Consider the following 21,655-nt stretch of genomic DNA (forward strand, 5'->3'; position numbering starts at 1 on the left):
CTAGTAGTAGACATCAACCATCCCGCGGATTACCATTACTATAAAAATTTCATCCGCCGGATGATGGATAAAGGGTTCGAGGTGCTCATCACTGCCACTAAAAAGGACGTGTCCCTCGACCTGCTCGAGCGCAGCGGCCTCGAGTTCATAAAGCTCGGAAGCTACGGGAACACGCTGGCCCAAAAAGTGCTGAACCTTCCGCTCATCGACTATAAGATGTACCGGGCCGTGGTAAAATTCGATCCGGACATCTTACTTGGTCTTGGCTCCATCCGGGCGCCGCACGTATCCTTTGCGCTCGGAAAAAAGAGCATCAACTTCGAGGACACCGAGATCGCCTCCCAGCAGATGGTCCTGCGCGTGCCCTTCGTCAACACAATCTGGACTCCCTACTGCTTTAAGGGCGACATGGGCAAAAAGCATGTGCGATACGACGGCTACAAGGAGCTGGCCTACCTGCACCCGAAATATTTTACTCCGGATAAAAGCGTGCTCGACGATATCGGGCAAAAGGAGGGCGACCCTTTTATCGTTCTTCGTTTCGTGTCCTGGGCGGCAACGCACGATATCGGCGAATACGGCCTCAAGAATAAGCTGGCGTACGTAAAGGAGCTGGAAAAATACGGCCGTGTCCTCATAACCTCCGAAACCCCGCTAGACGATGACCTCGAGAAGTACAGGGTCAACATTCCGCCCGACAAGCTCCACCACCTGCTCTACTATGCGACTCTTTACCTCGGGGAAGGCGCCACGATGGCGACCGAGGCGGCCATACTCGGCACGCCCTCTATCTACCTGTCATCCATTAAGGAAAAGCTCGGGTACATCGGGGAGCTCAGGCAGAAGTATGGGCTTCTGTACAGCTATGATGACCAGGAAGCGGCCATGAAAAAGGCCATCCAGCTCCTCAGGACGCCCGGGATCAAGGAGATGTGGAGAAAGAAGCGGGACAGGATGCTGGCCGAGAAGATCGACGTTACGGCCTTTATGGTCTGGTTCGTGGAGAACTACCCGGCGAGCATTAATATGTTAAAGAAGGACCCGGCACTTCAGTATAAATTAAAATGCTGACCATACAATAAACTGATTTTCAGCGGACATTAATCATATTTTCCGTCACCACAGGACCCGTTACCACAGAACACGTGACAGTACATAATAGTACTTACACTAATGGAACAAAATATATCCGATAATTCGCTTGATAAGCAAGCGTTAGCAACTATTCGGGGTATTTATGTTACACAGGATCTTATTTGACATCGTAAAGATCGAAGGAGTCGACACTGCCGTAATAGTCGGCAGGGAGGGCCTGGTCGTCGACCAGTGTTCTAACGTTAAGGTCAATACGGATGCTTTAAGCGCCATGGCTTCGACCAGCGTTGGCATGTCGATGGCAATGGGCGTTTATCTTGATATTGGTATTTGTGAGCAAGTGCTCGTAGAACTTGAGAATGGGCCGGTCATCCTATTGCCGGTCGGCCAAAATGAGATCCTCGTGGTCGTAGCTCAACAAGGTGCCAACATTGGCCGGATAAGGTACGATATAAGAAAGAACAAGGAACGTATCACGGCCGCATTACGACTGGCAGCCCATCGGTGAAGCATTCGGATAGCTGCGATTAAATAAAAAAAAATAACAGTTTTTAATTGAGTGGGTTGTACCAAAGGGGAGAGTAGTCGAGTAAGGGGGTTTTATTTACCAGCCGAAGCCGAAGCCTGGCAGTGACACCGAGCCGACGCCGACGAACGGATATGCGAATTCGGCGAACTCGCTCGTCTGGGCGAAGTCAGTGTGCGTGACCTCCTGGGTCTGGTATACCTCCTGGCTGATCGACGGGAACGCCAGGTTCACCGGGCCGAACGGAAGCACGTTGGACGAGCCGCTAACGCTGACGCCATCCAGGGCGACGTCGCCGACCGTGGCGCCGAGCGAGGTATCATCGTTAAAGATACCGAAGTCAATGTCCACCGTCTCGAAGTCGGTCGCGAACGCAGTGTCCTGGTTGAAGGCGCTGGTCGTGCCACTCTGCACGATCACCGGGAAGCCGAACGAGGTCGATACCAGGTTGGCGGTCGCCGGGATGCCGAAAGCCATGAGGACCACGGCCATGGCAGCTATAATTCCTATAACTTTTGTTCTCAATGTATTACCCTCCTCTATACATGGGGTACTATGAGCTTCGGCAAGTACGTTCTCGACCTTTTGCACAGTGAAAGCATGAAAATCTTAGATTAATATTGTGGGTTAAAGGTTTGAAAAAAGTTAAGGCCGGCATGGCCTTCTTTCGTTAAATTTCGAACGTGTGCTCGCCGGCGCTTATATCGATCAGCAGCCCTCCGTCGCCTGTCGACTCGAACTTGTACGATCGGCCGTCCATCTTTAGCCGGGAGACTACCGACGACATGGCGGGATATAATCGAATTTGCGTGCTCCTGCCGGCCTTAACCTTGAACGTCACGCCTTTTTCCTCCTGCTTGAGCGTAAAGTACTCCAGGGCATCATTCGAGACGATCAGAGGCTTGCCATCATAGCTCACGGATTTGCCGCCCAGCATCGTGTATTCGCCCACGCTGCCGTCCGTGTACCGGGCAAATAGTACGTCGGAGTCAGTCGAAAATGCCTCGAATGAGGAACTACCCTTGCCCGTATAAACATAGTCGGTGTAACCCCGCGAGTCGATGGCCATGGCGTTCCCATTCCCTTTAACATCCAGTGTCCGCGGGATCTTCCGGGGCTCGGTGGTATACTTCGAGAGCAGCACGGTCGCACGATAAAGGCTCTCGCAGGGCTCGCTCCTGAAGATAACGTCGGGCGAGTACACCTCGTTTTGAGCATTATAGCCGCCGACCCTGCCTACATATTTCCCTATAATAACTTCCGAAGACGGCACAGTATATATCAGCAGTTCCACGTCTTTCCCGTAGGGATTAGTCGTCGACCACGTAACACTGCTTGTAGCCGTACCGCTCGAAACCTCGGCTTTGTAGGGCTGATAGAGCCATGAAGAGGAATTATTGCCGATGGTCAGGTTACCTACGACGTGGCCCACCTCCTCCTCCTCCTCAGTATACACCTTATCCCCGTTCTCGTCGGACGTGGGCACGATGTTCAGGCTGGAGGGCCGGAACACGTTCCGGTATATCCAGGGCTCGCTACCTTCCAACCGGTCGATCACGATGAAATAGTCATTCTCGGGGAACAGGATGCATCGCTCGTAGGAGATATTCGAGGAGAGGGACATGCTGGCATACTGGCCGTCCTTCACGACTTTCGAGACAGTAACGTTCGAGTCCACGGCCTCCATCCAGGAGGTCTCTATGATGCTGCTGACGTTCGCGGCAGTGGCCAGGCCACCGTCGGAGCCCTTGAAAATGCCCCTTGCCGTGCTGTTACTCCAGGGCGAAACGCTAAATGCGTTATCGGGATCCTCGAAGGCGACGGTATTGTGGCTTGACTCGAACGCCCCGTAATTCTTATCAAGGGCCAGCCTGTTCTCGCCCGCATCGGCCAGCAGGAGGTCCCCGTGGCCGTAATACTCGAACGATAGCTGGTCGTGATGGGCGTTGTTCCGGTTCGATAGCGTGTTCGTATCATACGTGACCAGGCCCAGCCATTCGCTGTCGCTCTTCCAGCTGCCCCGCAGTACCTGGTACGCGGAGTTCGGGCTTAACAGGCTGGCCCTGTAGGGCGCCAGGGCCGTCACGCCGGAATAATTCCGATAGGTCAAATATAGGAGCCCCGGGCCGGCCGCATCGAGCGACGCCAGCGTACGGGAATAGGGCAGCAGGTCCTCGTCGATCGACCCGAGATAGTACTGCATGACTTCCCGGTCACTGTCGCTCAGCAGGTTCCCGAAAGCGGCATGGTACGTATAAAGCACGTTGCCGTTCGTGACAAAGTCATTGCTATATCCATCGGGAAGCGATAGCAGGACGTCGCTCATGACCATGTCACGGGCGGCAGGATAAACGTTGAAAAAGTTCTGGCCATAATAATGGGTATAGATCTGGGACCACCACATGAGGTCGTCGATATAGTACATCTTGTAGGAGCCCAGAAGGTCATTGCCCTCGCCGTCCCACTGGAAGCTTACGAGGGATTTTTTGTAGTTGTGCAGCGAGTCGTTCACGAAGAGGTCAGTCGTCCCCGCCTGCTGCCACTCATAAGGCCCCGATGATAGCGACAGGTTATTCGGGTCCGTATAATCGCTCAGCGTAACGCCGGCGATGCCTACGATGGGATACCACTGCAGGTGATAGTCCACCGTCTTGATGAGGCTCCGGCGCGTGTTATTATAGTTCAGGCCCAGGTAGGCTTTATCGGCGAGCATTGCCAGCCCGTCCCGTATGGCGGCATCGTCGCCGGCGCTAAGATACGGCTGCACCCAGTCGTATGCGAGGCAGTACCCGAGAAGCTGCGACATGTTCTTCTGGGCATCCGGGGCGTCGCCGAGGTCCATGTTCAGCAGCGCTTCCCGTGCCCCGTCCGCATAAGACTTATTCCCGGTGATCTGGTATGCGAGGGCGAGGTCGCTTGCCTGCACAGCCCTGACCGATACATAATCTCCATCCCACCGGGAGGAGAAATCGGTGGCCAGCGAAGAGTTCGCGGAATTAAGGACGGTCTTCTCCCACGTCTTCCACGGGTCGCTGTCGCTCTGCTGATACCCGGGGGTCTCTTTGATATCGTGAAAGAGAAGGAACGGGTGCGCAGCATTCGTATCATTATGGAAAGGCACCTTCACGGCGGCCGTATTATTATCGAGATCAACGACCGTCTCCGGGTGCATCAGCACAAAGCCGAAGAGAGCCAGTACAACGACGGCCGCGGCCATCACGCCAATATAGACAGTACCCTTTCCCATGAAAACACCCTAGACGATCCAGCGGACAACCTCAAAGGCCTCGGCGAACTCCGACTTCACCTGGACGCCCCGCATCTTCGCCCAGCCCCGGATATAGTCCTCCTGGAAATACGGCCGGTCGAGCTCGATCTGGCTCTTATAACGCTTCAGCAGCTCGATCTTTTTAGAGATATGCCGCTCCTTGACCTTAACGAAAAGCTGCGTGTTGAACGCGATATGATTCCAGGGCAGCTCATAGCAGATTATGGAGGCGCAGTCCTTGAAGGCCCTCAGGGTCTCCTTGGCGACGACCTCGTGATCCTGGTGATTGTCGTCGAGCGACGGCCCCACGACAAGGTTCGGGGAGAACTCCTTTTTCATCTTGACCATCTCATCCAGGATCTCCTGGCGGTGCGAGGAAAGGTACCTGACCTGGAAGTCGAATATCTTAAGGTTATTATCCTTCAGGCCTATGGAGTTCGCAACGTCCAGGAATTCATTGCGCAGCGTGTCGGGAGGCGTGCCCTCGGGGAGCGAAGACTCGGCCGTCGAGAACACGACCCACAAGATCTCCCAGCCCTTCTCCATGAGCTTGGTGAGCGTGCCTCCGGCACCGAGCTCCACGTCGTCGGTATGGGGGGAAATGAACAGGGCTTTCATTGCCTTATCCCGCCGACGTTGAATATCCGGTCCAGGGCGCTCATATACGGCTGGAAGCCGCCCCACCGCTGCTTATATTCTTCTGGCCGGATCGAGGCATATTCCAGCTTGATGCCGTTAGCCTCGTAGCTGGACGCGTCCTGGTACTTGTCGCCTCCGGAGCCGGAAATGTACGTGTCTCCGCCGGCCTTCTTTACTATATCGATGATAAGGTCGGTGGCCTTAAGGCCCGTAGCAATACCAAGCTCGCTCGCCCGGACGATCCTCGTAGCGATGCCCAGCTTCTTCTTCAGGTAAAAGATCCCGGCCTCGTTGAATTCCCGCAAAGTCCGGGGCTCCTGCCCGTAGTAACCGTCCACCAGCCACTCGTCGTAGTGCTCGCACTTCGAGTAGTTCGCGACGATGGACGCCTTGTGTTTCTTCATCCACTTGCCGTCCTCGGGCAGGCGGACCTCGTTAATAGGCTTGAAGTGGTACTCCTTCCTGACCGGGATGGTCAGCCACATCCATCCGTCCTTCGTCCGTATCCTGGTGCGCTGCGTAAAGCTGTCCTTAGAGAACTGCACCGTATCCAGGAGCACGAACACGTCGGCCCTGGACATCTTCTCGAAAAAACCCCACCACGGTAAGTAATTAGGCTGATGTATGGCGACTTTCATGGTATCACCCTACCCTGTACTGTATGCCAGGCTCCGCTTTCATTTGAGAGAAGCTTAGCGGATAATTTTCAACGAACCATACGATGAACTTGTTAAGGTCGATCTTTTCCCCGAGGAGCTTCGCCAGCTTCTGGCGGCCCTTCTCCTTGAGGTGGCCGTCATGTAACAGCGTCTTTGCGATGTACATGCCCTCCGACGTGAAGCCCGTGAACCACAACAACCCGTAGGAGCGCAGGTCGTAGAAGTTCCCGCACTCTCGTGCGGACGTGTCGATCAGGATCGAGTGCGTCCCCAGCAGGGCTGCTTCCGTTGCCGTCGTGCCGCCCTCGCCGATATACAGCGTGGCATAGTAGAGCAGGTCGTGGAACTTCTCGGGCGGCAGGTCGATCCTGTACGGGTCGAATTCCGGCCCAAGCTCGCCCTCGGAGCTGATGAGCACCCTCCCGTACTTCTCTAACTCCTTAACGAACGCCAGCCTGTCCGAGATGCCATGGTGGCCCACGTCGTGGCTCGCTCCCCAGGTGATGAAGCGGACAAGTATGAACCGCTCTCCCTTCTTGATCCCGAGTGAATCAAGCACCCCCGGGTCGGGCTTGAAATAGTCCGGGTGGAGATATGCCAGCTCCTTGTAAGCGTTAAAGCGGACCTGCTTTTTGCCCAGGTCCAGCCGGAAATTAGAAGGCGTGCACACGGTGTCCACGAACGGCATAAAGAGCATCATCTGCTCCCTGCTGATCTCCGTGTCGTCGATGATTATCGATTTTTTATGCAGTGCGTACGACACATGGGCAGCCCGGATCGATCCCAGGCCTATGAACAGGTCCGGATTGAACTTCCTTACCGCACGGTACATCCGCAGATCGATGACCGGCAAATTGATCAGCTTCTGGATAAGCGAATCGCCATAGCTCCCCAGGTTCACATAACGATACCGCAGATTATCCAGCAACTTCAGGGACACGTCCTTCTTCGTGGCAGTAATAAGCACCTCATGGCCCTTCTCCTCCATCTCGCGGATGAAATTCCTGAAACAATGCACATGCGCAGGGTGATTAATATCGACAACGATCCTCATGATGGCTCACCAGTTCCCGCCCAATGTCCGGCTCTTATTCTCCTGCATGTCGAGCACCATCGCGACGAGCAGGGCCATCATGCCCCAGAACACGACGAATGCCATAAAGAGCAGATAGTTCGGGGATACATAGTGCCCCGAAACTGTCTGGTAAACCGCCCATAAACCTAAAAGAACCCCGGCCGGGATCAGGAGCATACTCGACGCGTAGAAGAGCACGAGCGGGTTAAAGTCCAGGACGATGTACTTCGTCTTGAGCCGCCACAGGAAGCCCCGGAAGATCATGGGCGCCACCTTCAGGATAAAGCGGCTGTACTTGATATGGGAGCGCTCGTTGCCGTACCGGGCGGGCATCGCCACGTCGACGGCCCGCAGGCCGAACGCGTTCAGCTTTATTAAAATGTCGTTGCAGTAGCCGTAATAGGTATAGACCGAGTCGAGGTCCAGGGTCTCCAGCGCCCTCCGGGAAATGGCCGTATAGCCGTTCTGAGGGTCGGTGATATGCCAGTAGCCGCTGCCGATCTTGGTGATCATTGTGAGCATGAAATTCCCGAGAGAGCGCCATGCGCTCATGCCCTTTCTCAGGTCCTTCGACAGCAGGCGATTTCCCTTCGCATAGTCCGCTTTCCCGTCGATGACGGGCATCAGCAGCCTCGGCAATTGCTCGGGGTCCATCTGGTTGTCCCCGGCCATGACAGCCACAACGTCCATTTCGTCCTCCAGCGCCATCTTATAGCCCGTTATGATGGCGGCCCCGACGCCTTTGTTGACCTCGTGGCGGATGTAGACGATGCGCGGGTCTTTCACGCCCTTTATGACGTCAGGCGTCCCGTCCGTGCTGCAATCGTCCACAACGTAAACCTTGCTGACGTAAGACGGTATGCCCGAGAGCGTTTCCCCGATGAGGCGTTCCTCGCAGTACGCAGGCACGACGACGCCGATGCGGTACATGCCCAGCACGGGAGACTCCCCTTTCATATCCACGCTATCGATCTTCAGCCCTTTGCCCCGGGCGTTATCGTAAATATCCCTGACGGGCACGCGGTCCGTGGACATGCGCTCCAGGAGAGGCTTGTCCATGAACTTCGAGGAACACGCCATGAAGCCCGAGAACACGGCCTTCGAGGTCTTGTTATTCAAATAGAGCACGTTCTCGTCCACGCATGGCGCCGTCCTGGCCGAGCCCACGGCGATGTCGCAGCCGTCCCTGAGCCTGTCGAGCAGCGCCGGGATATTGTCGGGGCTGTGCGTCCCGTCCCCGTAAAGGAAGACGTAGGCCCCGTCGAAGTAGTCCACCATGATGTGGTTCAGCCCGAACGACCTGCCGGACTGGCTGATGACGTCGGCGCCCACGGACCGGGCGATACTCGTCACCCGGGGGTCCACCCCGTCGACCACGTACACCTTTTCCACGTATTTCTTCGACATGGCGATGATGCTGCCCAGCGTGAGCGGGTTCATCCTGTCGTATATGACGGCGACATTGTTGGCCACGCTATCACTTCGCCCTAAACCTTCTCGGAAGGCCTCTTTTTCATGATGCGGTGCTTACCGGCGGCCAGGCCTGCGTTGAGCAGGACTTTATTGCTCGTCAGGATGGACGGCCCCAGGATGGACGACCTCATGCTGAACAGGCTCTTGACCCGGACCACGGCCTTGGTCTTGTAGGACTCGATGGACGCGAGCGCCACCTTGAGGGCGTTGATGCCGTCCTCTCCCGTGGGTATCAGGGAGTACCCGTTCTGGCAGTACTTCATGAAGTGCTCCAGCTCGTTCCTTAGCGGCTCGATCTTGTCCACCTTGGCCTCCTTGACCCATTCCTTGTCGTGGATGAACACGGTCTGGTTCATGTAGTCCCCATATCCGACGCCGCCCGTGCCGATCACGGTGAACTGGCGGGACTTGTGGGGCGTGAGCCAGTTGGTCTCGACGATGCCAGCCTTGTTCTCCCCGAACCGGAGCATGATGGACGCGTGGTCTTCCTGGGAGTGGATGTCAGCGCCGGCGATAGCGTAGACCTCGGATACTTCGCTGCCCAGCAGGTAGGAAATGATGTCGATGTCGTGGACGCCGATGTCGAGTATTACGCCGACGTCCCTTATCCGGGGATTGTAGGGGCCCACGCGGCGAGTGTTGACCGAGACGATCTTTCCCAGCTCGCCGCTGTCGATGAGCTCCTTCATCTTGATGACGGCCGGGTTGAACCGCTCGATGTGCCCGACCATGACCTTGACCTTCTTCTTTTCCGCCATCCGGACGATGGCCTCCCCGTTGGCGACCGAGTCCGCTATGGGCTTTTCCACGAGCAGGTCCGTGCCCGAGTTGATGACGTCCATGGCCACCGGCAGGTGGAGCGTCGTCGGGACGACGATGCTTACCGCGTCCAGGTCCTGCTTGAGAAGCTCGCGATAATCCGTAAAGCCCTTGGTCCTGTACTGTTGTGCGAGCGATGCCACCCGGGTCTCGTTGACGTCGGCAATGCCCGCCAGCTCGACGCCGCTCATCTGGCTGTACGTGCGGATGTGGTTCTCGCCCATGATACCGGCGCCTATGACCCCGACCCTCACGTTAACACCACCCGGATGTTGTCGGCCATGAACTGTATCTCGTCCGCCGTCACGGACGGGTGGACCGGCAGGGAGATCACCTGCTTCGACATCAGCTCGGAAACCGGGTATCGGTTGCCGTTCACGATGTTCCTGAACGAGGGCTGCTGGTGGATGGGCAGCGGGTAGTAGATGCTGTTGCCGATGCAGGCATGGTTCAATTCGCCCATGAGCTCGTCCCTGCCGAGCTTCGCCTCGTCCGTGACGCGGATAGTGTACTGGTGAAAGACGTGTTTGTAGCCGGGCTTAATGGCCGGTGTAACGATGCCGGGTATGTCCTTGAGCTTCTCGCTGAGGAGCATGGCGTTCCTTATGCGGGCCTCGTTGAACCGGTCGACCTTCTTTAGCTGGGCCAGGCCGATGGCGGCACTGATGTCGGTCATCCGGAGGTTGTAGCCCAGCATCTCGTGGTAGTAGCGTACCTTCGAGCCGTGGGACTTGATCATCCTTGCCTTCTCCGCCACATCATCGTCGTTGCAGGTGATCATGCCGCCTTCGCTCGTGGTCATGTTCTTCGTCGGATAGAAGCTGAAGCAGCCTATGTCGAAGGAGCCTGCCTTTTTGCCGTCGACCGAGGCGCCGTGCGCCTGGCATGCGTCTTCGATGACCGCCAGTCCATGGTCTTCCGCAATATCCATGATCGCCTTCATCTCGGCGCAGTGGCCGTAGAGGTCAACGGGTATGACGGCTTTCGTGCGCTTCGTGATCTTATCCCGTATCCGGTTCACGTCGATGTTGAAGGTATCGGGCTCGATATCGACGAACACTGGCTTAGCGCCCGTGAACAGGATGCTGTTCGCGGTGGCGATGAACGTAAAGGGCGTAGTAATTACCTCGTCGCCCGGGCCGATGCCCTTAGCGAGTAATGCAACATGCAACGCGGCGGTACCCGAATTAACGGCGATGGCGTGGCCCGCGCCGATATATGCCTTAAAGGCGTCCTCGAATTCCTTCGTCTTCGGGCCCTCGGCGATGGTGCCCGACCTCATCACGCCCATGACGGCGTCAATCTCTTCCTGGCCTATGAGAGGCTTCGCTATTGGTATCATACGATCAGATCCTGTTCAAATTCCTGAGTTTTTCAGGTAGTTCGACGACCTTCGCCGGCGTCCCGATGGCGAGCTTCCAGGCCGGCACGTTCTTCGTCACCAGCGCCCCCGCCGCCACCATTGCCCCTTCGCCGATCTCAACATCGGGCAGTATCGTCGCGTTCGCCCCGACGGATGCCCCTTTTCGCAGCCTCGGCCCCTTAAGGCCGTACTCCACGCGTATAGGATATTTATCGTTGGCCAGCACCGAGCACGGGCCCAGGAACACGTTGTCCTCGATGACCGTATTGGTGGGTATGTACACGTTACTCTGGATGCTGACATTGCTTCCGATGGACGTGTGCCCGTCGACGACCGTATTGGTCCCTAAAAGCACGTTGTCCCCCAGCTTCGTGTTCTCCCGGACCATCACGTTGTGGCCCGTGCGCAGGCCATGTCCGGCATCCACGTCACAATAGAATGTCGAATTCGAGCGGATCACGGCATTATCGCCGATGCAGGCCCCCACGAACGGGTAGCGCTCGAGCGTCTGGCCGCTGGACTGGACATCGTTCAGCACCTTATTAGAAGGATAGCCCAGGATCACGTTCTCCATGATCGTGCAGTTCTTGCCGACGACGCTCGTGCCGTAGATCCTGCAGGAGCCATGGATGCGGTTGCCCGTGCTCCTGACGAAAAGTGTGCGGGAGTTCATTTTTCGGGCCTCCGTCATACCAGTGCCCTGGCCCTTTCGGGCTCTTCGCCCGCCCCGCTCTTCAGCCGCAGGTACAGGGAGTTGAGCTTTTCGATGGACGACTCCAGTTTATTTAGCAGCTCCTGGCGGCTCATCCTGTCGGCCGACTGGGCTCTTCCCGCCAGGGCCTCTATCTCCCTGTCGAGCTTCAGGAGGCACCTCATGAGGTCCCCGCGGGGCTCCTGCTGAGCCTCGGCCGCGTTAAGCCCGTGCCTCTTGAGCCCTCTTAAGTACCGCAGGGCTTCGTTGATATCCATGGCTTTGGCACGGATAGACAGGTATGCGGTCTTCTGGAGTTCGGACGGCAGGCGGGCGATGTCCTCGAGGATCTTGATGTTCATCTCGTAGATGTCCCTGCGCTCATCATCCGAAAAAGTATCCTGGATACATTTCGCGGCATCCATGTCGGTGGCGGCGATCTCCTGCACTTCGGGGATGAGCCGCTTGATCAGCCCGACCTTGGAGGTCACGTAGTGCGGCGTCTTACCGATGATCTCGGCGATCTCCTTGTACTGGTAGCCGTACTTCTCCTTCAGCATCACGAAGGCGCGGCCGAGGTCGAAATGGTTGATGTCGTCCCTCTGGACGTTCGCGATGATCTGCTTGAACCGGGCGTCCGCCTCGGTCTCGTCCACGTCCACGACGACCTCCCTGCCTAGAATAAGCTCGGATATTGCCAGGTCCTTCATCGCCCGAAGCCTCCTTTCTCCGTCGATGACCACGTAAGAATCGCCCGACCTGCGGACGAGGATCGGCTGCAGCAGCCCCACGTCGGAGACCGTGCACTTGAGCCGGTCGATCCTCCCGGGATTTTTCCTGATATGCCCGGGGTCGACCTTGATCTTGCTGACGGGTATGCATTCGCATGTTTCGCTTATAATATCACCTCAGTTGTTTTTCGCCCGTTATTCTGTTATTTACCAAAGCCCCCTATTTTAAGCCCTTGGCTGATAATGGGTTAAAATTTGGCATATAAATCCCTTCTGCTAATTTCTATGATTTATGCAAATAAACCATGATAGATCTCCCGGGGATCAAACGTAAGGTTTACAATAAAACAGGGTACAATTGAAAATTTTATAGGGTGGTCAATACGGCTTATACAGCGGAGACATGGCCATCAGCTTTTGCACGATATCGGGTAATACATCCAGCACGTAATCGATATCCTCTTCCGTATTGTATATGCTGTTGGTGAAGCGCAGAGAACCGTGTGCCTGCTCAGGTGGCATGCCCAGCGCCAGCAGCACATGGGAGGCCTGGAGTTCCTTAGATGAGCAGGCAGAGCCGGTAGAAGCCTCTACGCCTTTCATGTCCAGCATGAGCACGAGCGACTCGCCCTCGATATAGTGGAAGCTCAGGTTGGCGTTGTTCGGCGAGCGCATCGTCCTCGAGCCATTCAGCCTCACGTACTCCTCCTTCGTGATGCCGTCGATGAGTTTATCCCTGAGGCGCGTCATGTGGGCGGCGTTTTTCTCCAGGTCCCTGGCCGCCGCCTCACAGGCCTGCCCCATGCCGACGATGCCCGGGATGTTCTCGGTGCCGCTCCTGAGTCCCCTCTCCTGGCCGCCCCCGTACTCGACTGCCTTGACACGCGTGCCTTTCCGCACGAACAGCGCCCCGATGCCCTTGGGCCCGTGTATCTTATGCCCGGAAAGCGATAGCAGGTCGACGCCCAGGTCGTCCACGTCCACGGGTATTTTCCCGAGGCTCTGGACCGCGTCCGTATGAAAAAGAATATCGTTCTCCTTCGCTACACGGCCGATCTCCTCGATGGGCTGGATTGTGCCTATCTCGTTGTTGACGTGCATGACCGAGATGAGAATGGTGTTGGGCGTAACTGCGTCATTGAGGGCGTCCAGGCTTACGATGCCCTCGCAGTCGACTGGCAGGTACGTGACCTCATAGCCCTCCTTTTCAAGGTGCCGGCAGGGCTCCATGACCGCCGGATGCTCGATGGTGGAAGTGATAATGTGGTTACCGTGCTCGCGCATGGCGTGGGCCGCGCCGATAACGGCGATGTTGTCGGACTCAGTGCCGCCTGATGTGAAAATGACCTCCTTAGTATCGGCGCCGATGGCATTCGCCACCTGCTCCCTGGCCTTCTCCATCGCTTCTGCCGCTTGCCTCCCCATCTGGTACAGGCTGGACGCGTTCCCGAAACTTCTGTTAAAGTAGGGCAGCATCGCGTCCAGCACCTCGTCGCTCACCTGCGTGGTCGCCGCATTATCAAGATACACTTGCCTCATGACACCCTCGAATTAATAATATATACTTTATAAAATAATATAATAGCCCAAAAAAAGACAAGCTTAAGTATTATTAATCGAATGTGGCATGTGCATGGCGATCAATACGGCAAAGTTCGGCTTCATCAAGAGAGACACGCCCCGGGAGATCAATCTCGACCCCCTGCAGACCGGGGGCATCCTGACGCCCGAGGCGAGGCAGGCATTACAGGAGTGGGGCGACGGCTACTCCGTATGTGATTATTGCGGAGGCGCGCTGGACCAGATCAAAACGCCTCCCATCTTCGATTTTATCAATAAGGCGCTGCCCGAGTTCCTGGGCTGCGACCAGGCCCGCGTCACGAACGGCGCCAGGGAGGCCAAGTTCGCCGTCATGCACGCCGTATGCAAAGAGGGCGACTGGGTCGTCATGGACGGTAACGCCCACTACTCATCGTTGGTTGCAGCCCAGCGGGCAAGGCTTAACATCAAGCTCGTTGAAAAGACCCCCGCCCCCGAGTATAAGATACTGCCCGAGAAATATGCGGAAGCCATCGATGCAGTCAAGCGCGAGTCGGGCAGGGCGCCGGCGCTGGCCCTCCTGACGTACCCGGACGGCAGCTACGGCAACATTGCCGACGCTAAAGCGATCTCGAAGATCGTCCACGATAATGGCATACCATTCCTCGTGAACGGGGCCTACGCCATAGGGCGAATGCCATTTAACGCAAAAGAGCTGGGGGCGGACTTCGTGTCCGGGAGCGGCCACAAGAGCATGGCTTCATCGGGCCCCATCGGAGTATTAGGCGTCAGTAACCAGTATGCGCCAAAAGTGCTGGCGAAGTCGCCCACCAATAAGAATAAGGAGATCGAGTTCCTCGGCTGCACGGCCAGGGGCGCCACCATCATGACCATGCTGGCCTCCTTCCCGGCTGTCTACGAGCGCACGAGGCCTGAGCGCTGGCAAAAAGAGGTCGAGGACGCCCGCTGGTTCTCCGGACAACTCGAGTCCCTCGGCCTAAAGCAATTAGGCGACAAGCCCCATGACCACGACCTTATGTTCTTCGAGTCCATGCCCTTTTACGATATATCCCAGAAGGCCGACAGGTATTTCCTATACCGGGAGATGAAGGCCCGGAGCATCCACGGCATCAAGCCCGGCCTCACGAAGAACTTCAAGCTGAGCACATTCGGCGTCGGTAGAGAAAAGCTCGGTATCGTGGTCGACGCGTTCAAGGAGATATTGCAAAAGTATAGTACGTGAATTCTGTTTTTATGGAAGCTTTAATGCGCCGACGGACGCCCCGAGCGGGCAAAAATGCCCGGCAAGGAGCGCCCAGACGGCAATTGCTGCGACTCCCGTCAGCAGCGCCAGGAGGATCGTGATGGCCAGGGGTGGTAATCGCATCTTCAAGAATAATTATATATTAATTTATTTATATATTTAGCATCCATTATTCTCAGGATTGGGGAGCAATGACCTGCATAAATAGCGGTTCAAGGGAATAAAAATAAAAAATTAGGGTGTTGAGAGGTCGAACTCTATCTCACCCTTGTAAACCGTCTCGGCGCCGCCTTCCATGTACGCCATGTCATGTTCAAAGGTGATACGGAGTTCACCACCAGCAGTTTTAACGACTGCGGAGTCCCGGACGATGCCGAGATGCCTGGCTATTGCAGCGGCAGCAACGGAGCCCGTGCCGCAGCTTAAGGTCTCGCCCTCGACACCGCGCTCGTACGTCCGGACGCGGAGGTTGCCCATGTCCCTCTGGACGAAGTTCACGTTCGCCCCCTTTGCGAAGACCTTGTCGAAACGTATCAGGGGCGCCGCATCCATGAGGTCCGGGTCCTCGAGGGAATCCACGAAGACGACGGCATGAGGCACGCCGGTGTTGACCGCGGACACCTCGTAGCCGTGCAGCGGAACATTAATGAATTCGCCGTGGCCCTGGGCAGGGATCTTGACGCGGTCGAAGAGGGGCTTGCCCATGTTTACCTTGATGTATGTCTTGCCGTTCTCCGTCTTCGTCTCGATCTCCAGCACGCCCGCCTTTGTCTCAACCCTTGCCAGGCCGGGCACGATGTAGCGCTTATCGAGCGCATACTTAGCGAAGCAGCGGATGCCGTTGCCGCACATCTCCGCCTCGGAGCCGTCCTCGTTGAAGATGCGCATTTGCAGCGGGGCTTTGACGCCCTTGGTCAAAAAGAGGACGCCGTCGGCGCCGATGCCGAAGCGCCTATGGCAGTACTTCTTCGCGAAGGCGGCCTTCCTGTCGTCGGGCACGAGGAGGTCGTCCCACTCGTCGATGAGGATGAAATCGTTGCCGTTTCCCTGGAGCTTGGTGAACTGTATGGTCATAATAATCTTCCCGGTATCAACTGGTTTTGTATCAGGTCATCATATGTCTCTCGCTTGCGGATGAGCTCGGCCTGGCCGTCGTGTATGAGCACTTCCGCACTGCGGGGCCTGGCGAGGTACTGGGAGCTCATGCAGAAGCCATAGGCCCCCGCGTCGAGTAAAGCGATGATGTCGTCCTTCTTGACCTGGGGGAGCTTGCGGTCCCGTGCGAGGATGTCGCCGCTCTCGCAGATAGGGCCGGCGACGGTGTAGGTGCTGGCGCTTTTCTTGTCTGCCTTGTTGGCCACGACAACCTCGTGGTACGAGTCGTACATGGCCGGGCGGATGAGCGTGTTGAAGCCCGCGTCGACGCCGATGAATGTCGAGTAGGCTTTCTTGACCGTGTTGACGTGCGTTAAAAGTACTGTCGTGTCCGCCACGATGTAGCGGCCCGGCTCGATATGCAGCTCGGGGCTGATGCCGATCTCCTTGCACCGCTTCCGGTACAGGGGCAGGATCGCCTTCGCGTAGTCCTGCGGCGTAGGCGCCTTGACGTCCTTCTGGTATGGTATGCCGAAGCCGCCGCCGATGTCCACGAACTCCAGGTCGACGAACTTCGAGATCTGCGCCACCAGGTCCATCATGCGGTTTACAGTCTCGACGTACGGACTGACCTCGAGGATCTGGGAGCCGATGTGGCAGTGGATGCCTACGGGGTTGATGCCCGGAAGCTTCGACGCTTCCTTGTACGTGTCTACGATCTCCTGCCTTGGAATGCCGAACTTGGAGATCTTGAGTCCGGTGGCAAGCTTGGGGTGCGTGTCGCCGGAGATCTCGGGGTTGACCCGGAAGGCCACGTTCATCGTTTTGCCGTGAGCCTTAGCGATATGTGAAAGGGATATGAGTTCGTCGTGCGAATCGATGGAGACCATGACGCCCGCCTCTACCGCGTAGGCGAGCTCGGCGTCGGTCTTGGAGTTGCCGGTGAAAAGGATCTTCTGTGCCGGGATGCCCGCAAGTCGGGCAAGGTATATCTCGCCGTCGGAGAACGCGTCCGCTCCGGCGCCTTCCTGCGCCAGGATGCGCTGGACGACCAGGCTGTTGTTCGACTTGGCCGCGAAAAATAAAGGAACGCCCTTGAACGCCTTAGCGAATCTACGGTAATTATCTCGGAGCCTGTCCTCGTTGGTCACGTACAGCGGGGTGCCGTACTGTTGTGCTAGCTGGACGGTGTCCACGCCGCCGATGTGCAGGTGACCCTTTTTTACTTCCAGGTGACCGGGTATCTCGTAGTTCATATCTTCTTCATCCTCTCTACGGCTTCATTGATGCGCTCGATCGGGCGGGTCAGCGAGAAGCGCACGTAGCCTTCGCCGTACTTGCCCAGGCTGACGCCGGGCGTGCACACGACGCCCGCCTTATCGATCAGGAATTTTGCGTACTCGGTGGAGTTGCCGCCGGGCACGGGGGCCCATACATAAAAGGTCGCCTTCGGCGCCTCCATCTTGATTCCCAGGGTCTTGAGACCGACCAGCAGCGCGTCTCGCCTAGCCTGATAGACCTTGCTCATCTTCTGCTTGAACGTCTCGGCACCCTTAAGGGCGTCAATTGCGGCTAGCTGGACGGCCAGGAACGCTCCCGAGTCCACGTTCATCTTGACCTTGCCCAGGCCGGCGACAATATCGGCGTTGCCCACGGCGAAGCCGATACGCCAGCCGGTCATGTTGGACGTCTTCGATAACGAATGAATTTCTATGCAGCAGTCCATGGCGCCCGGGACCTCCAGGATGCTCGGGGCCTTGTAGCCGTCGTAAGTGACCTCGGAGTACGCATTGTCGTGGACGACCACGAGGCCGTTGTCCTTGCCGAAATCGACCGCTTCCCTGAAAAACTTTTTATCGGCGATGGCCGCCGTCGGGTTGTTTGGATAGTTGATGAAAAGCATTTTGGATTTCTTTACAATGTCCTTAGGGATCTTTGCGAGGTCGGGCTTAAAGCCGTTCTCGGCAAGCAGCGGCATGGCGTACGGAATGCCCTCAGCAAAAGTAGTCGCTGTCCCATAGACCGGATAGCCCGGGTTGGGGCAGAGCGTATAGTCGCCCGGATTCACGAACGCCTCCGGGATATGCGCGATGCCTTCCTTTGAACCAATTAGGGTGATGATCTCCTTTTCCATATTCAGCTTTACGCCGAACCGCCCGGCGAACCATCCGGCGGCGGCGTCCCGGAACTCGGTGGAGCCCGAATAGGACGGGTACTGGTGAGTTTCAGGGTTGTGCACGGCCTTACAGAGCGAGTCAATGACATAATCCGGCGTGGGCGTATCGGGATCCCCGACTCCCAGGTCGATAACATCGACGCCTTCCTTTATCTTCTGATGCTTCGCTTTGTCTACCTCTGCAAACGCGTATGGAGGCAGCGAGTTGAGCCTGTCCGCATACTTTATCATTACCCGAAAACGCTCCTTCGTGCGCTGGCGCACGGTTTAGTAATAGTGTAAAAGGTATAAATAAATGTGCCCATTAGCGAAATTCGAAACCTTTATCCCACATTCGACGAAGTAATAACTTGACCTATTATGAAACCCATTTTGCAGGTCGCACTCGATGAAGTGGAGCTCGCTAGGGCCGTGAACATCGCCCGAGAGGCCGTCGCCGGAGGCGCCGATTGGCTGGAGGCTGGCACGCCGCTCATCAAGAGCGAAGGCATGAGCGCCGTTCGCACGCTGAAAAATGAGTTCAGGGACCACGTCATCGTGGCCGACATGAAGACCATGGACACCGGCGCCATCGAAGTCGAGATGGCCATCAAGTCGGGCGCCGGAGTGGTGAGCATTTTAGGCGCGTGCGACGATTCTACGGTCGAGGAGTCGGTGCGCTCTGCCAGGAAGTACGGTGCCAGGCTCATGGTCGACCTTATTAACGTTCCTGACCCAGTGGCCCGTGCTGTTCGCCTTCAGGAGCTGGGCGCCGACATCATCGGCGTTCACGTAGGAATCGATCAGCAGATGGTGGGCAAAGACCCTCTTGATATTCTTAAGGGGGTCCGTAAAGCCGTTACTATTCAGATCGCCGTTGCCGGAGGGCTGGACGCTGACTCGGCGGCGGGCGCTGTGGCCCTGGGGGCTGACATCGTCATCGTTGGCGGTAATATCATCCGGGCCCGGGATGTGACAGCTTCGGCTAAAAGGGTCAGAGAGAGCATCGACTCGGCTGGAAAGCATTATATCGTCAGGGAGAAGAAGTCCATCGACGAAGAGACCAGAGAGATATTCATGCAGGTCTCGACGCCGAATATATCGGACGCCATGCACCGTGCCCCTGCCATGCGGGACGTGAAGCCCCTGTACGAGGGCATCAAGCTCGTTGGTAAGGCTGTTACGGTCCAGAACTTCCCTGGAGACTGGTCGAAGCCGGTGGAAGCTTCTGATGTGGCGCAGAAAGGCGAGGTCATCGTCATCTATAATGGCAGTAACTACGTTGCGCCCTGGGGCGAATTAGCCTCGAGGGGGTGCCAGCAGAAGGGCATTGCCGGCGTTGTGATCGATGGTGCCATCCGTGATGTTGACGATATTAAACGGATCAAGTTCCCCGCCTTTGCCTCGGCGAGTGTTCCAAATGCAAATGACCCTAAGGGCTTCGGCGAGATCAATGCTGAAATTACTTGTGGTGGCTTACGTGTGAGACCTGGTGACTGGATCATCGGCGATGATAATGGCGTCATGGTGGTGCCCGCTGAGCGTGCCTACGAGGTTGCCCGGAGGGCTCTCGAAGTTAAGAAGTCTGAGGACCGGGTGCGGACGGAAATCGAGCGGGGGAAGACGCTCGCACAGGTGATGGATCTCTATAAGTGGGAGAAAAAATAATAAGGTCTAGAATAGACCCGCTATGTTCACTGTCGTGCTAACCTGTTCGGTTGGCATCACTTGCCTTGAATCCATGCAATGTTCCCTATATGAGCTGGATTGTTCGGTCGGTATCACGAACCTCTCCAAGGAAGTAAAACACGAATTTTTCTTTAGATTTTACTCACTAAGCCTCGAATGCTCTAAAACACCGTCAATGCCCGAACTCTCAAATACACTGGGCAGTGCTCTAAGTCTCTAACGCGCTAACCCAAAACGAAGGCTCTAAATCCCTAAAAAGATTTGAAACTCTAAACGGTGGAGCACGAACACTCTAAGAGCCCGGGGCGCTGTCCCGAGTTGTCTGTAAAATTATATTTTTGGTGTTATATATTTAGCCCTGTATTCTCATAAGGTATTTTGGAGAGATACAATATGAGAAGTACAAGGCCAATTAGTAGTACGGAGTCTGATGAGAAATATTTTGAGTTTGATAAAGATGCGGTGAGGAATGTTATCAGGGAGTTTTTGAATGGCGTGATGGAGGCCGAGGCCTGTGAGCAGGCCGGGGCCCGGCCTTACGAGAGGACCGATGGGAGGATGGCTTATCGTAACGGGTCTAAGAATCGGGACCTGGTCACTCGGTATGGCAGGGTAGAGTTGAAGAAGCCTCAGCTTCGTGGTGTGCCGTTTGAGACTAGCGTGTTCGCCAGGTACAGTAGGGCGGAGCAGGCGATCGTGAACACGATCTGCGAGTCCTACCTTCAGGGCATTAGCACTCGGAAGATGAAGAACGTGCTGTCACTGCTCGATGTGGACGTGAGCAGAAGTACCGTGTCAAGGATCACTAAGGAGCTTGACGAGGCGGTCCATGAGTTCCTCTCGAGGCCATTGGGGGTGATGCCTTACATCTACGTGGATGCCACTTACATTAAGGTGAGGGATCATGGCATGTACCTGTCCAAGGCAGTGTATACGGCTATGGGCATCAACGAGGAGGGGTACAAGGAAATGATCGGTGTGAGGGTGATGCAACGAGAAGATGAGGACTCGTGGAAGGAGTTCTTCCAGGAACTATTGAAAAGAGGGCTGCAAGGAGTGAGATTGGTGGTCAGCGACGGTCACAGGGGCATAAAGCAGGCTGTTCGAAAAGAGTTCCTGGGGAGTGCATGGCAGTATTGTCACGTCCATTTCAGGAGGAACGTGTTGAAGACAGTGCCAATGAAGGAGAGGAGGGCGGTGAATGAGCTTCTTAAAGAGCACATGGAATCCCCTCACCTGCTGGCAAACTTTTCAGAAGAGTTGAAGGCTAAGGGGTATGAGAAGGCGGGGAGTATCATCGAAAAGAACCTGGAAGACCTGTTCAATTATCTTGCGTTCCCCGCTTACCAGTGGCCGAAGCTTAGAACAACAAACACCCTGGAAAACATCCACTCAGTGATCAAAAAAAGAATCAAGCCCATAGGAGCCTTTCCAAACGACGATTCAGTACTGAGAGTCGTGGTTTCCATGCTTATCGACGTAAATGAAGAATTTGCCACGGATAAAAGACATATCAACGTATACCGAAACGAACAATGAGAACCACGGGGCTAAAACACCAATTTACAGAAAAA

General features: G+C 56.1%; 20 protein-coding genes. 5 read left to right on the top strand and 15 right to left on the bottom strand.

Annotation, left to right across the window (positions count from 1 at the left end; translation table 11 throughout):
* Positions 1-12: 12 nt before the first annotated feature.
* Together MCP_RS04335 and MCP_RS04340 are read left to right on the top strand one after the other, a co-directional pair.
* On the top strand, positions 13-1,071 hold the full coding sequence (locus tag MCP_RS04335) for a DUF354 domain-containing protein (protein WP_269446011.1): 1,059 nt from the start codon (positions 13-15) through the stop codon (positions 1,069-1,071).
* Positions 1,072-1,237: 166 nt separating this feature from the next.
* Entirely contained in the window at positions 1,238-1,603 is a 366-nt protein-coding gene (locus MCP_RS04340) for a roadblock/LC7 domain-containing protein (protein WP_012899596.1), read from the top strand.
* Between the two features lie 96 nt (positions 1,604-1,699).
* Here the strand turns inward: MCP_RS04340 and MCP_RS04345 are convergent, their stop codons facing one another.
* The 11 genes from MCP_RS04345 to nifS all read right to left on the bottom strand — a co-directional run bounded on the left by MCP_RS04345 (position 1,700) and on the right by nifS (position 13,878).
* Entirely contained in the window at positions 1,700-2,146 is a 447-nt protein-coding gene (locus MCP_RS04345) for a hypothetical protein (protein ID WP_012899597.1), read from the bottom strand.
* 145 nt (positions 2,147-2,291) lie between these two features.
* Positions 2,292-4,868: a heparinase II/III domain-containing protein gene (locus MCP_RS04350; protein WP_012899598.1), complete on the bottom strand. Its 2,577-nt coding sequence runs from the start codon at positions 4,866-4,868 to the stop codon at positions 2,292-2,294.
* 9 nt (positions 4,869-4,877) lie between these two features.
* The gene (locus MCP_RS04355) at positions 4,878-5,507 is read right to left on the bottom strand and encodes a PIG-L deacetylase family protein (RefSeq protein ID WP_012899599.1); all 630 of its coding nucleotides are present in this window, start codon (positions 5,505-5,507) and stop codon (positions 4,878-4,880) included.
* A complete protein-coding gene (locus tag MCP_RS04360; RefSeq protein WP_012899600.1) occupies positions 5,504-6,166 on the bottom strand; it encodes a WbqC family protein in 663 nt (220 codons plus the stop codon). Before MCP_RS04360 ends, MCP_RS04355 begins: the two co-directional genes overlap by 4 nt.
* A 4-nt stretch (positions 6,167-6,170) precedes the next feature.
* Positions 6,171-7,241 (bottom strand): DUF354 domain-containing protein, encoded by a 1,071-nt coding sequence (locus tag MCP_RS04365; RefSeq protein ID WP_012899601.1) that lies wholly within the window; start codon positions 7,239-7,241, stop codon positions 6,171-6,173.
* A gap of 6 nt (positions 7,242-7,247) precedes the next feature.
* Positions 7,248-8,735 carry a glycosyltransferase family 2 protein gene (locus MCP_RS04370; RefSeq protein ID WP_012899602.1) on the bottom strand — a complete coding sequence of 496 codons (1,488 nt, stop codon included), beginning with the start codon at positions 8,733-8,735 and terminating at the stop codon, positions 7,248-7,250.
* 14 nt (positions 8,736-8,749) lie between these two features.
* Positions 8,750-9,808, bottom strand: a complete 1,059-nt coding sequence (locus MCP_RS04375; RefSeq protein WP_012899603.1) for a UDP-N-acetylglucosamine 3-dehydrogenase — start codon at positions 9,806-9,808, stop codon at positions 8,750-8,752.
* Positions 9,805-10,896: a DegT/DnrJ/EryC1/StrS family aminotransferase gene (locus MCP_RS04380; RefSeq protein ID WP_012899604.1), complete on the bottom strand. Its 1,092-nt coding sequence runs from the start codon at positions 10,894-10,896 to the stop codon at positions 9,805-9,807. The genes MCP_RS04375 and MCP_RS04380 overlap by 4 nt, the downstream gene beginning before the upstream one ends.
* A 4-nt stretch (positions 10,897-10,900) precedes the next feature.
* Entirely contained in the window at positions 10,901-11,590 is a 690-nt protein-coding gene (locus MCP_RS04385; RefSeq protein ID WP_012899605.1) for an acyltransferase, read from the bottom strand.
* A 14-nt stretch (positions 11,591-11,604) separates the two neighbouring features.
* On the bottom strand, positions 11,605-12,510 hold the full coding sequence (locus tag MCP_RS04390) for a ParB/RepB/Spo0J family partition protein (protein WP_128859929.1): 906 nt from the start codon (positions 12,508-12,510) through the stop codon (positions 11,605-11,607).
* A 207-nt stretch (positions 12,511-12,717) separates the two neighbouring features.
* The gene (gene nifS, locus MCP_RS04395) at positions 12,718-13,878 is read right to left on the bottom strand and encodes a cysteine desulfurase NifS (protein WP_012899607.1); all 1,161 of its coding nucleotides are present in this window, start codon (positions 13,876-13,878) and stop codon (positions 12,718-12,720) included.
* 88 nt (positions 13,879-13,966) lie between these two features.
* Here nifS and pscS point away from each other — a divergent pair, with 88 nt between their 5' ends.
* Positions 13,967-15,121 (top strand): O-phospho-L-seryl-tRNA:Cys-tRNA synthase, encoded by a 1,155-nt coding sequence (gene pscS / locus MCP_RS04400; protein WP_012899608.1) that lies wholly within the window; start codon positions 13,967-13,969, stop codon positions 15,119-15,121.
* A 9-nt stretch (positions 15,122-15,130) separates the two neighbouring features.
* On the opposite strand, the gene MCP_RS16140 is transcribed toward pscS, so the two are convergent.
* The 4 genes from MCP_RS16140 to MCP_RS04415 all read right to left on the bottom strand — a co-directional run bounded on the left by MCP_RS16140 (position 15,131) and on the right by MCP_RS04415 (position 18,644).
* Positions 15,131-15,265 carry a hypothetical protein gene (locus tag MCP_RS16140; RefSeq protein ID WP_269446003.1) on the bottom strand — a complete coding sequence of 45 codons (135 nt, stop codon included), beginning with the start codon at positions 15,263-15,265 and terminating at the stop codon, positions 15,131-15,133.
* A 111-nt stretch (positions 15,266-15,376) separates the two neighbouring features.
* A complete protein-coding gene (dapF, locus tag MCP_RS04405; protein ID WP_012899609.1) occupies positions 15,377-16,216 on the bottom strand; it encodes a diaminopimelate epimerase in 840 nt (279 codons plus the stop codon).
* Positions 16,213-17,493: a diaminopimelate decarboxylase gene (gene lysA / locus MCP_RS04410; RefSeq protein ID WP_012899610.1), complete on the bottom strand. Its 1,281-nt coding sequence runs from the start codon at positions 17,491-17,493 to the stop codon at positions 16,213-16,215. The genes dapF and lysA overlap by 4 nt, the downstream gene beginning before the upstream one ends.
* Positions 17,490-18,644 (bottom strand): LL-diaminopimelate aminotransferase, encoded by a 1,155-nt coding sequence (locus tag MCP_RS04415; RefSeq protein WP_012899611.1) that lies wholly within the window; start codon positions 18,642-18,644, stop codon positions 17,490-17,492. The genes lysA and MCP_RS04415 overlap by 4 nt, the downstream gene beginning before the upstream one ends.
* A gap of 129 nt (positions 18,645-18,773) precedes the next feature.
* On the opposite strand from MCP_RS04415, the gene hxlA reads away from it, so the two are divergent.
* On the top strand, positions 18,774-20,060 hold the full coding sequence (gene hxlA, locus MCP_RS04420; RefSeq protein ID WP_012899612.1) for a 3-hexulose-6-phosphate synthase: 1,287 nt from the start codon (positions 18,774-18,776) through the stop codon (positions 20,058-20,060).
* Positions 20,061-20,474: 414 nt separating this feature from the next.
* On the top strand, positions 20,475-21,620 hold the full coding sequence (locus tag MCP_RS04425; protein WP_128859930.1) for an IS256 family transposase: 1,146 nt from the start codon (positions 20,475-20,477) through the stop codon (positions 21,618-21,620).
* Positions 21,621-21,655 lie beyond the last annotated feature (35 nt).

Source organism: Methanocella paludicola SANAE (assembly GCF_000011005.1).
Lineage (GTDB): Archaea > Halobacteriota > Methanocellia > Methanocellales > Methanocellaceae > Methanocella > Methanocella paludicola.